General features: G+C 33.1%; 11 protein-coding genes. 9 read left to right on the plus strand and 2 right to left on the minus strand.

All coding sequences use genetic code 11. The features are described from left to right. Window positions 1-45: 45 nt before the first annotated feature. The gene (locus ACX6U0_RS13175) at window positions 46-2046 is read right to left on the minus strand and encodes a transglycosylase domain-containing protein (protein WP_464960378.1); all 2001 of its coding nucleotides are present in this window, start codon (window positions 2044-2046) and stop codon (window positions 46-48) included. A gap of 299 nt (window positions 2047-2345) precedes the next feature. Here ACX6U0_RS13175 and speE point away from each other — a divergent pair, with 299 nt between their 5' ends. From speE to ACX6U0_RS13220, 9 genes are all read left to right on the plus strand, one after another. Further along, window positions 2346-3173, plus strand: a complete 828-nt coding sequence (gene speE / locus ACX6U0_RS13180; protein WP_025671010.1) for a spermidine synthase — start codon at window positions 2346-2348, stop codon at window positions 3171-3173. Window positions 3174-3185: 12 nt separating this feature from the next. Further along, on the plus strand, window positions 3186-4058 hold the full coding sequence (speB, locus tag ACX6U0_RS13185) for an agmatinase (RefSeq protein WP_088001479.1): 873 nt from the start codon (window positions 3186-3188) through the stop codon (window positions 4056-4058). Window positions 4059-4299: 241 nt separating this feature from the next. After that, window positions 4300-4722, plus strand: coding sequence for a MerR family transcriptional regulator (locus ACX6U0_RS13190; RefSeq protein WP_464960379.1), 423 nt, complete (start codon window positions 4300-4302; stop codon window positions 4720-4722). Window positions 4723-4746: 24 nt separating this feature from the next. Beyond that, a complete protein-coding gene (locus ACX6U0_RS13195) occupies window positions 4747-5973 on the plus strand; it encodes an MFS transporter (protein WP_464960380.1) in 1227 nt (408 codons plus the stop codon). Between the two features lie 243 nt (window positions 5974-6216). Next, window positions 6217-6654 carry a YwiB family protein gene (locus tag ACX6U0_RS13200; RefSeq protein ID WP_464960381.1) on the plus strand — a complete coding sequence of 146 codons (438 nt, stop codon included), beginning with the start codon at window positions 6217-6219 and terminating at the stop codon, window positions 6652-6654. Then, window positions 6651-8321 carry an arginine--tRNA ligase gene (argS, locus tag ACX6U0_RS13205; RefSeq protein ID WP_464960382.1) on the plus strand — a complete coding sequence of 557 codons (1671 nt, stop codon included), beginning with the start codon at window positions 6651-6653 and terminating at the stop codon, window positions 8319-8321. The genes ACX6U0_RS13200 and argS overlap by 4 nt, the downstream gene beginning before the upstream one ends. Window positions 8322-8645: 324 nt before the next feature. Further along, on the plus strand, window positions 8646-9833 hold the full coding sequence (locus ACX6U0_RS13210; RefSeq protein ID WP_464960383.1) for a DUF5667 domain-containing protein: 1188 nt from the start codon (window positions 8646-8648) through the stop codon (window positions 9831-9833). A 185-nt stretch (window positions 9834-10018) separates the two neighbouring features. Next, window positions 10019-10741, plus strand: a complete 723-nt coding sequence (gene sigI, locus ACX6U0_RS13215) for an RNA polymerase sigma-I factor (RefSeq protein WP_464960525.1) — start codon at window positions 10019-10021, stop codon at window positions 10739-10741. A 2-nt stretch (window positions 10742-10743) separates the two neighbouring features. Then, window positions 10744-11805, plus strand: coding sequence for an anti-sigma factor domain-containing protein (locus ACX6U0_RS13220; RefSeq protein ID WP_464960384.1), 1062 nt, complete (start codon window positions 10744-10746; stop codon window positions 11803-11805). A gap of 72 nt (window positions 11806-11877) precedes the next feature. Here ACX6U0_RS13220 and uvsE read toward each other — a convergent pair whose 3' ends face one another. After that, the gene (gene uvsE, locus ACX6U0_RS13225) at window positions 11878-12831 is read right to left on the minus strand and encodes a UV DNA damage repair endonuclease UvsE (protein ID WP_464960385.1); all 954 of its coding nucleotides are present in this window, start codon (window positions 12829-12831) and stop codon (window positions 11878-11880) included. Between the last annotated feature and the right edge of the window lie 2 nt (window positions 12832-12833).

The raw sequence follows: 12833 nt of genomic DNA on the forward strand, positions 1-12833 counted from the left end.
AGGACAAACAAAAGACCTTACCAATTTGGTGAGGTCTTTTGTTTTTTATGGTAAGTACTGTGAATACCATGGTTTTTTGACTTTTTTTAACGATACTTTCTTCATACAACTATTTTTTGGTTGCGTATTTTTAAGATAATACAAGGTAACCTTTCCACTGCAACCGTCTTTATATAAAAGACCTGTTTTTTCATCTATTGAAGCCTTTACTAGATTCTTAGGAATTGTCGATTTTATTTTTTCATCAGGCAAGACATTCATAACTGATGCCCACATTTGTTTAGCTACATTTTTCTCATCCTCTGATAAGTTTTTCGAATGATCATATCCAACCCATACTCCAACAACATATTTTGAATCGAAGCCTACCATCCAGTTATCTGTTTTTGTAGTTCCAGTTTTACCATAATAATCTTTAGATAACTCCGGTAAAATAACAGTTCCTGTTACAGGTAGATAGCTAGAAAATGTAGTATTAAACATTCCATTCATCAATTGTTTAAGAATCATTGTTTCTTCTTTTTTTAAGACTTGTTTCCTGTTTTTTGTTGGTTGGTAAATTAAATTTCCTGACTTAGATCTAACCTCTTTTACAAAATGCGGCGATACATCTTTACCACCATTAGCAATCATTGCATATGCTCTTGTAATATCAAGCAATGTTGCCTCCTGTGTTCCAAGTGAAAGTGAAGGAACTTCCTTAGTTGGTTTTGGTAAATGAAATAAGTCTTGAGTTTTCATAAATTCATCTGTTCCGATCGCTTGTTGTGTTTTTACAGCATAGATGTTATCAGAAACCGCAATGGCTTTTGCTAGTGTTATTGAATCATTGGCATATAGATCACCACTATTTTTGGGACTATATTTTGCACCATCCTCAAACTTAAACACTGTTGGTTCACTTTTTAATTTGGTAGAGGGCGTAAAGCCGTTTACAAGAGCACTATAGTATAAAATCGGTTTAATCGTGCTACCTAATTGTCTTTTAGCAGTAGTTGCACGATTAAATAAAAGCTGACCATGCTCGCGTCCGCCAATCATACTTTTTACTTCTCCTGACTGACTATCTAATACAATGACACTAGCTTGTAAATTAGGAATCGGTTTAATAAACTTCTCAAAGCTACTTTCAACTTTTTTCTGAATAGAAGCATCAAAGGTTGTATAAATTGAACTGCCATTATTATTGATTGAATGTCCAAGATTTGTTGAGAGTTCTTTTAGTACACTTTGTTGAAAATAGGAAGTGAACAGTAAATTAGTTGAATGGTTAATCGGTTTAAGTTCAATTGTCTCCTCAATCGCCTGATTTACTGTTTTTTTATCAATTACACCATTTTGTTCAAGTGCTGATAAAATACGCCCTTGACGTTTTTTAACAGATGATAGATGTGCATATGGATCATATGTTGAAGGGTTGGCAGGAATACTTAATAGAAAAGTCGCTTCAGCAATAGAGAGTTGCTTACTTTCTTTTCCTAAATAAGTATTCGCAGCAGTTTCTAAACCGTAAACATCATGGCCAAAATAAATTGTATTTAAATAAGCTTCTAATAATTTCTCTTTATCGTATGATGACTCTAGCTTCATCGTAATAAATGCTTCTTTTAATTTTCTACTTAATGTTTTCTCTTGTGATAAATAGAGGTTCTTTGCTAATTGCTGAGTTATAGTACTAGCACCTTGGGCATAGGAACCTTTTGAAATATTAATCAGCACAGCCGATGCCATACGTTTTACATCAAATCCATGGTGGTGAAAAAATTGACGATCTTCTGAGACTAAAACTGTGCTAATAACAATTGGGGGAACATCTGTTATTTTTAAAGTCTTTCTATTCTGTAGTAATTGCGTTTTTCCAATTAACGTATGATTAAAATCATAAAAGTTAGAATTAGATTCAATAAATAATGAGGGTTTGGTAGTAAGGCTAGCGATAAAGTAAACACTAGTAAAAAAAATGCTACCTAAAAGGGAAATGACAGTTAATAGAATCCCTATCTTTTGCAAGAAACGCCAGTGATACGAATAGGTGATTGTTTGCATTTTGTCCCCTCCTTTTTAATCGGTTACTGGTCATATTCATAGTATGGTAGATTACGAGATTATTTATACGAGGAACATTTGTTTTTTCTTAAGAAAAAATATCAATAAATAGCCTTAAAAATCTTGCATTTCATCGAATTTACTCTATACTTTTCTTTTGTACGGCAAAAAAAGTCGTAACAGCACAAATCCGATAGGAATTAGGAAGAGTGGGGATAATACGAAACATAATCAACTAGATAAAAACTACTGTGTTATGTTTCAAACTAAATCTTGATAAAGAAGGGTAGATGCATTAAATGGAATTATGGTTTACTGAAAAACAAACAAAAAACTTTGGAATTACTGCTAAAATTAATAAAACTTTACATACAGAGCAAACTGAGTTTCAGAAGCTTGACATGGTAGAGACTGAAGAATTTGGTAACATGCTTATTTTAGACGGTATGGTAATGACAACTCAAAAAGATGAGTTTGTATATCATGAAATGGTTGCTCACGTACCTTTATTTACTCACCCAAACCCAGAGAACGTTTTAGTTGTTGGTGGAGGCGATGGTGGTGTAATCCGTGAAGTATTAAAGCACCCAAGTGTAAAAAAAGCTACTTTAGTTGAAATCGATGGGAAAGTAATTGAATACTCTAAAATTTACTTACCAGAAATTGCTGGAAAATTAGAAGATCCACGTGTTGAAGTGAAGGTAGACGATGGATTTATGCATATCGCTAACAGTGAAAACGTATATGATGTAATCATGGTTGATTCAACTGAGCCAGTTGGACCAGCTGTAAACTTATTTACAAAAGGTTTCTATGCTGGTATTTCTAAAGCATTAAAAGAAGATGGTATCTTCGTTGCTCAAACGGACAACCCTTGGTTCACACCTGAATTAATTACACAAGTACAACGTGATGTAAGAGAAATCTTCCCAATTACACGTTTATACATTGCAAACATCCCAACATACCCAAGTGGAATGTGGACATTTACAATTGGTTCGAAAAAACATGATCCACTTGAAGTAGAAGAGAATCGTTTCTTTGATATTGAGACAAAATATTATACAAAAGAGCTACACAAAGCAGCGTTTGTTCTACCAAAATTTGTAGCTGATCTTACGAAATAAGGGGGCTGTCTTATGCGTTTTGATGAGGCATATTCAGGAAATGTATTTATAAAGAGTCACCCAAGCTTTGAAGAAAGTAAAGCGGTTATCTATGGCATGCCAATGGATTGGACTGTAAGCTTTCGTCCAGGCTCTCGTTTTGGTCCTGCACGTATTCGTGAAGTATCAATTGGTTTAGAAGAATATAGTCCGTATCAAGATAAAGAACTTGAAGAAGTGAAATATTTTGATGCAGGAGATATTCCACTACCATTCGGTAATGCACAAAGAAGTCTTGATATGATAGAAGACTACATTGATGGTTTATTAGCACAAGGAAAATTCCCTCTAGGTTTAGGTGGGGAGCATCTTGTTTCTTGGCCTGTAATGAAAGCAATGTATAAAAAATACCCAGATTTAGCAATCATTCATTTTGATGCACATACTGATTTACGTGATTCATATGAGGGTGAACCATTATCTCATTCAACACCAATTAAAAAGGTTTGTAATTTAATTGGACCAACGAATGTTTATTCTTTCGGAATCCGTTCAGGTATGAAGGAAGAGTTTGAGTGGGCTAAAGAAGTGGGAATGAACTTATTTAAATTTGAAGTTCTTGAACCTTTGAAAAAGGTTCTACCAACACTTGCTGGTCGTCCAGTATATGTAACGATTGACATCGATGTACTTGATCCGGCTCACGCTCCTGGTACAGGAACACTTGAAGCTGGTGGTATTACATCAAAAGAAATGATCGATAGCATCTTAGCGATTGCAAACAGTGATATTAATGTAGTTGGTGCGGACTTAGTAGAGGTAGCTCCAGTATATGATCACGCTGAACAAACTCAAGTTGCAGCAAGTAAATTCATTCGCGAAATGTTATTAGGATGGGTTAAATAATATAAAGATAAAGTAAAGCGGTTTTTCGTTCAATAATGAACGAGAGATCGCTTTTTTGTTTGGATGGCAATCTAACTAAGTCACTATATTTTTTAATTCTTTTTAGTAAAACCGGTATTTTGTAGAAAGATAACAATAGAAAAACTGTACAAAGTTAACATTGACGTTAACGTTATATTTGGAGTAATATAGTAAAGTGATGAATTTAAGAATGATTAATTTGAGAAGGGAGGATTAGGTTATGCAATATAAAATTGATGATGTTGCAAAAGAATGTGGATTAACAAAGCGAGCGATTCGATATTACGAAGAAATTGGATTGATTCCTCCGCCAGAAAGAAGTGAAGGTGGTTTTCGCTTATATACAGATCAGCATATTGAACGATTGAAACAGATTATAAATGTGCGTGATGTGCTTGGATTTTCTTTGCAGGAGGTACAGGAGTATATTTCAATAAGTGATACTTTCGAAGAACGACGTCTAGAATATCGCGCAGCAAAGGAAACATTAGATGATGAAAAAATAAGGGAAAAGCTGATTGAGATCGAGCCTATATTATCTAAGCAATTATCCATGATTGATGAAAAGCTTAAGAAGATGAACGACATTCGTAACAATATGAATGATATGTATCAGAGGATTCTTAAAGCGTTAGATAAATAAAAAATATGGGGGATGGAGAACGTTATGTCAAATTTGGCACAGAGTAAGAACTTAAAGACAGAATCGAAACAAAAATCTAGTCTTTTAGACCAACCAAAGGCGATATGGGCAGTAGGTTTTGCTTGTATTATTGCTTTTATGGGCATAGGCTTAGTTGACCCAATATTGCCTGCAATTGCAGAAAAAATGCATGCTTCACATAGTGATGTGACATTGTTGTTTACAAGCTACAACTTAGTAATGGCTTTTGCTATGTTAATTACAGGTTTTATATCTTCTCGAATAGGAATAAAATGGTCACTTCTTTTAGGAATTATTATTATCGCTGTTTTCGCAGGGCTAGGTGGTAATTCAAATAGTATTTGGGAATTAGTTTGGTTACGTGGAGGTTGGGGATTAGGTAATGCTTTATTCGTAGCCACTGCACTATCGGCAATTGTTTCCTTATCTAGATCAGGTGTAGCACAATCAATTATTTTATATGAAACAGCAATCGGTCTTGGTATTTCTGTAGGACCATTATTAGGTGGAGAACTTGGGTCTATCTCTTGGAGAGGACCATTTTATGGTGTAGCTTGTTTAATGATCATTGCATTTTTATTTCTTTTATTTATGATGCCTAAAACAGAAGTCACAAAAAATACCAAAAAAACCTCTTTTCTTGATCCTTTCCGAGCATTAAAACATAGATCACTTTTAACATTAGGGATTACAGCATTTTTATATAATTTCGGATTCTTTACACTGTTGGCATTCTCACCCTTCTTTATGGGGTTAGATGAACATGGTCTTGGTTATGTATTTTTAGGATGGGGACTATTACTAGCGATTACATCAGTTTTTATGGCACCAAAACTGCAACAGAAATTCGGTACACTTAAATCGATGTATGCAATGTTAACTTTATTCGCTATTACATTAATCATAATGGGCATAGGAACTGAAACAAGTAACGTTATCATTTTTAGTGTAATCATAGCAGGTGCATTTTTAGGTAATAACAATACATTAATCACAACAGCAGTTATGCAAGCAGCACCAGTTGAAAGGTCAACAGCGTCGGCAGCATATAGTTTCCTACGTTTTATTGGTGGTGCAATTGCTCCTTATTTAGCAGGTAAACTAGCTGAATGGTTCAATCCACATGTTCCGTTCTATGTAGGTGGATGTTTCGTTTTACTTTCAGTTCTCTTCCTATTTATGAATAAGAAACATTTAATTCATATCGATAAAGCTGAGTCAGCCCATTAATTTCTAACAAAAATCTTAAGAGTAGCTTGGGGTTCATCAGCGAAAGACTAGTATTTGAGAATCTAAATTTTTTCACAGAAAAAGGTATCTAATAGATGCCTTTTTTTATGTAATGAAATAGAAAGTATATTTTTCAATATTTTTTTTCTCCCTATTTTATTTTTTTTAATAGATTATGCTAAAATGGGAAAAGATGATTTTTGGATGTGATTCGTTACGTTCAGTGGAAAAGGACGTGTAAAAGTGAAAGAACAGATAGGAATTCCTGTTTCAATTGATTTTGAGACATTGATTAAAGATCCAAGTGGACGTGAAAAGATCAGTTTTCAAGCAAATGGTCTATACTATAAAAAAGATGATCTTACATACTTGCTATTTGATGAAAATCATGAGGACCGAAAAGTAAAAGCTACGATGAAAATCGGTAAAGGTGAAGTAACAATCATTCGAAATGGCGGTGTTACAATGCGCCATCTATACAAAGTCAATCAGACTACTGAAGGTACATTTTCGAATGAATTAGGTGTATTCCACACGAAAGCATATACTAAAAAATGTCAATTTCTAGTATCAGAAGGCCCATTAAAAGGTGTACTTCAATTAGGGTATAAGTTATTTGTTGGAGACGAGAATGCAGGTTCATATAACATTACAGTATCAATAAAGGAGGCTACGACATGAATACTTTAGAACAAGTAAAAAGTCGTTTAAAAGATGAGATAGAAGCTGCAGTATTAAAAGCAGAATTAGCGACAGAGGATCAATTACCACAAGTAGTATTAGAGACACCAAAAGATAAGGCTCATGGAGACTTTTCAACGAATATGGCAATGCAATTAGCACGAGTTGCTAAAAAAGCGCCAAGAATGATTGCAGAAGAATTAATAAATGCTTTTGACCAAAGTAAAGCTAGTATTAAAAAAGTGGAGATAGCTGGACCTGGTTTTATTAACTTCTATATGGATAATAGTTATCTGACGGATTTAATACCAACAATCATCGAAGCGGGACAAGGTTATGGACAAACTACTTTTGGAAACGGTGAGAAGGTATTAGTAGAGTTTGTTTCAGCAAACCCAACTGGTGATTTACATTTAGGACATGCTCGTGGTGCTGCGTTTGGTGATTCTTTATGTAATATTTTAAATAAAGCAGGTTATAGTGTTACTCGTGAATACTACATAAACGATGCTGGAAACCAAATTAATAACCTTGCACTTTCAGTAGAAGCACGTTATATGCAAGCACTTGGCATGGAAAAAGAAATGCCTGCTGATGGTTATCACGGTGCTGATATTATTGAAATTGGTAAAACACTTGCTAGTGAATTTGGTGATCGTTATGTAAATGAGCCAGAAGAAGCGCGTTATAAATTTTTCCGTGAGTACGGTCTAAAGTTAGAAATGGAAAAATTACAACGTGACCTACGTAATTTCCGTGTAGAATTTGATGTTTGGTATTCTGAAACTTCATTATATGAAAATGGTAAAGTATTAGAGGCTCTTGCAGATTTAAAAGAACGTGGTGAAACTTATGAAGAAGAAGGAGCAACTTGGTTCCGTTCAACAACATATGGTGACGATAAAGACCGTGTATTAATTAAAAGTGATGGTTCGTACACATATTTAACGCCAGATATTGCTTATCACCGTGATAAATTAGTACGTGGAGCGGATAAATTAATTGATATACTTGGAGCTGACCACCATGGTTATATTCCTCGTATGAAAGCAGCAATTCAAGCTTTAGGATATAATGCTGATACGCTTGAAGTTGAAATTATCCAAATGGTTCAATTATACCAAGACGGTGAAAAAGTAAAAATGAGTAAGCGTACAGGTAAAGCTGTTACGTTACGTGATTTAATGGAAGAAGTAGGCGTAGATGCAACTCGTTATTTCTTTGCAATGCGTGGTTGTGATTCGCACTTAGACTTTGATATGGACTTAGCTGTATCAAAATCTAATGAAAATCCAGTTTACTACTCTCAATACGCACACGCTCGTGTGTGTAGTATCCTTCGCCAAGGTGAAGAAATGGGTATTGTTTTTGATGGTTCTGCTGATTATGGACTTGTATCATCTGAAAAAGAGTATGAGTTATTAAAGAAATTAGGAGAATTCCCAGCTGCTGTTTCTCATGCGGCATCAAAACGTTCTCCACACCATATTACAAACTATGTATTTGAATTAGCGGGAACTTTCCACAGCTTCTACAATGCAGAAAAAGTACTTGATGCAGAAAATGTAGATAAGTCGAAAGCGCGTCTTGCATTAATGAAAGCTGTTCAAGTAACACTTCAAAATGCATTATCTTTAGTTGGTGTTGCGGCTCCAGAAAAAATGTAATAATTAATAGTAAATACCATGGACATTCATTAGTCCATGGTATTTTTTTGCGAGCTTTTTCTTGCTTTAGAATCTGAAGTGATTAAAAACTGAAGTTTTTTACAGAGAAACAATCTAGAGTGATCAGCAAATTACATACATTAAATACTTATCCGAAACAGTTTTTTATATGGGAAATTGATAATTCACAACATGAAATCACAGAAATAAACAATTTTTTTCATTAAATGACAAATTTATTTAATTTTTTTTATTTTGACCCCCTTAAAAAGAAAACTTCTTACGAATGTATATAGTGAGATAAATAAAAGGGGAGAAAAATTCATGAAAAAATTATTAGTACATACAACTGCAACGGCTTTATTATTATCACAATTAGGAATGGCAAATTCAGCATTTGCTGATACAAATGAAACAGCATTACCAACAGATGCATTAAAACAAGAAGATCCATCTTTAGTAAAAGGTGATTTCCTTTATTTTGTTAAAACAACAGTAGAAAAAATTCAACTTTTACTTACAACTAATAAAGTAAAAGAAGCTGAATTATTAGCAGAATTTGCTGGAGAGCGTATCCATGAAGCGCGCGTTTTAATTAAAGAGGGTAAAGAGGATTTAGCAAAAGAAACAATTAAAGAAGCTATATCAAAAATGGAAATTGCTCAAAAAGAAGTTGATGTTGAGCTTCCTAATGTGAATGACACAACAACAAACACAGAAACAACAACAAGCACAGATACAACAACAAACACAGGAACAACAACAAGTACAGATACAACAACAAACACAGAAACAACAACAAACACTGACACAACAACAGAAGATAAAGAAACTACTACAGAAGACGAAAAGACTGAAGTAGAAAAAGAAACAAAGAAACTGACAAAAGAACAAAAAGAAATCGCAAAAATCCAACATCACTTAAATAATAATTTACTAGTTTTAGCAAATGTCTTAGATCAAGTTAAAAATCCTAAGGCTAAAGCCGCAATCGCTAATAATATCGAAAAAAGCTTTAATAAAATTGCCGATAAGCTAGAAAAGTTAATGAAAAAGTCAGAAGGCAATGAAACAGTACTAACACCAGTAATCGAAATTAAATATCCAGAAGGTACTACTGATACTTCTAAAGAAACTACACCTGAAGTCGTTACAACAATTACAAAAATTGAAGATGTAGAAGACGCTGACAAAAATGAAGTTAGTGAAGAAGAAAAAACAGTAGAAAAAAATGATGAAGTTGCAGTTGCACCGACAACTACTAAAAAAGAGCACCCTAATGCTGAGAAAAAAGCTTTAAAATTAGTAGAAAAAGAAGAGAAACGAGCTAAAAAAGAAGAGAAACGCGTAGCTAAACGTGTTGAAAAAGAAGAAAAGCGCGCAGCAAAAGAAGTTAAAAAAGAAGAAAAGCACAACGGAAAACGTGGAAATGCAGCACACCATGAGAACGGGAAACACCAAGAGAAAGAAAATGGTGGTCATCACGGTAACGATAACAAAAAAGATAAATAAGTAATTAATTACCATTAACCTTTCTATAAAAATCACATGAAACATTATTAAAGATGCGATATGCTTTAGTAATGAGGTTACTTAAAACGGTGCCTTACTCATTCATTTTATGTTAATGAATGAGTGGCGCCTTATGTTTTGATAACCAATCCAGGAATTTATTGAGAGGAGATGTGGTCTTGTTACTGGCAATTTTTCAGACGCTATATAAAAGAAAAGAAAAAATTGAAGATATTGTTTTAACAATCCAACAATCTTCTTCAAAAGAGTTAGATGATTTTATCGTTCAATATGAGCCATTTATTTTGAATACCACTTCTACAATTTGTGGAAGATATATTTCCAAGCAGGATGATGAATATAGTATTGGCTTACATGCATTTCACGAGGCTATCAATTTGTACTCCTATAAAAAAGGAGCATCATTTTTATCATTTGCTAAATTAATCATTAAAAGAGAGTTAATAGATTACTTCAGGAAAGAATCTAAGCATCATCATGTTACATCAACGCAACCAGAATCAGATGAAATACATAAACAATATGACAATCATGCATATGATTCTTATATTAAGAATTTTGATGAATTAAATCGCAAAGAAGAGATTATTCACTTTAATGAAATGCTAAACCAATTTGGGATCTCCCTAGATAGTTTAGTAGATGTTTCACCTAAACATGAAGACACGAGAGAGCATATATTTTCAGTTGTTGAAATGATTACTTCTGATGAAGAAATGCTAACTTTATTATATAAAAAGAAAAAATTGCCTATGAATCTGCTAGCAAGTAAAGTCGAACTTAGCCGTAAAACGCTTGAGAAACATAGAAAATTTATTATTGCGATGTGTATCATTGCAGCTAATGATTATATTTATTTACAAAGTTATTTAAAAAGGGGGGACTGAAGATGAACAAAGGAATCGTTTTAAAAATAAATTCTCATTCTGTTATTGTGCTTACACCAGATGGAGAATATTTAAAATGTAAAAGATTATTGTCATCATATACAATTGGTGAAGAAATTCAGTTCCCTAACTATGCAGTCATCGTAAATAATAAAGTGAAAAAATTCATACCTAAATTAGTCCCTGTTATGATTGCTAGTGCTTTAATTTTAATGTCTTTTGTACTTGTAGATTTTAATAAAAAAAGAGTACTAGCAGCAGGTTATGTAAATATTGAATCTGAAGCAAAAGTTTCATTGATACTTGATAAACACTTAAAGGTTATTGACTTGAAAGCAAAAAATGATCAAGGGGAAAAGATCATTGCTAAATTAAAAGGCTGGGAAAAAGAGCCAGTAAAAGACGTTACTGAAAAACTGATGGTTGAATTAGAAGAAAATGAGATCATACAACATGACGAAAAGGTTTCGATTTCAGGTTCAATGGATAAGAAATTCAGTAGTGAGCAAAAGAAGTTAAGTAAAGAATTAGATCATATCAAGCAAAGTAATACTCATTTTGAAGATGAACGACCAATCAAAGAGGAACAAAAGCATAAAGACACAAAAAATAAAAAAGACAAGAAGAACGGTGTAAACTCTAAACCGAGTAATAAGCAAAAGAAAATAAAAAATGAAATAAAAAATGATTCGAAAATAGTAGTAAAACAAGCGAATCATAGTGGTAATAAAAATAAAGAAAAGCAGAACAATTCAAAACACGGTAATGGGTTAAATAGTAATCATCATGGAAACAAAAAGCAGCAAGAAAATAAGCATAACCATGATAATAAGAAGAATGACTCATCAAAAAAAAACAAGAGTAACGACTCATCAAAAAAAAACAAGAATAATGATAATAGAGGGTACCATTTAGGTAGAGGGAATCATCATTCAAGGGATTATAAACAAAATTATCAAAACCATCATAAAGAATATTCCTATAACCATCACAATAAGGAAAAATACAAAGGTTACGACCGAGAACGAAATAAAGATAGAGATAATTATAAAAGAAAACGCTAGGAAAATTCCATAGCGTTTTTTGCTTTGCGGTTTCTAAGTCATTTTAATTGATATAGGGTACTGTCAATCCGTTTAGACTTCAATAGTTGCACCATCAATCCGTTTGTAGCCTCGAACCTTTGATAAATCATCTATTAATTGCAACAATGCAATATCCTTCTTTTTGGCTTCAATCATTATATCAATGTCCTGACCGATTGCTTTTGCTATATCAAAAAATGGTTTGATAAAATCAATATTGATTAAGTCGGAGTGAGCTCGGAACTCTTTATCTGATTTTGGTGAAGAAATGTGTATTTTAGGCGTTAAGCTAGTTGATTCCCATGTCTTATAAATTTTTGGTAATAAGCTTTCTAAAGGCTCTTCACAGTTGTTTGCTATATGGTGATGATAATCGAATACTAGTGGGATTTTTTCTTTAATACAGATCTCCAGTGTTTCAGGGGTAGTATATGTTTTATCATCATTTTCAAGTGTCATTTGTTTCTTAATATGAGTCGGTAGTTTTTTTATATTTTCATAAAAACGTTTAATAGCAAGCTCCTTATTTCCATAAGCACCGCCAACATGAATGTTAATCACACTTTGATCAGCCACACCCATAGCTTCTAAGACATTATAATGATATTCCATATCAATAACCGCATTATCTGTAATATGAGGCTTATCACTAGTAAAAAGCGTGAATTGATTCGGGTGAAAGCTGACTCTTAATTGATTTTTTTTTATAAATTCTCCAATATCTTTAAATTGGTCTTTAAAGATATTGAGATAATCAAATTCAACATCAGGATGAGTTGCCAATGGAACCATTGAAGATGACATTCTATATAAAGGGATTTGCTGGCTTACATTATAGTGAAGTGCCCTAAATGTATTTTGTATATTTTGGCTAGTAACGTCTATTAATTTATCTAACCGTTCATTTTGTTCCATTGCTTTATATCGTGTTAGAGTGAGCGTTTTTGCTGGTGAACAATTATATAAAGATAATGCATGTGATACATATCCAAAGCGAATTTTCATAT

Source organism: Gottfriedia sp. ABJ_BB2_2 (genome assembly GCF_055484705.1).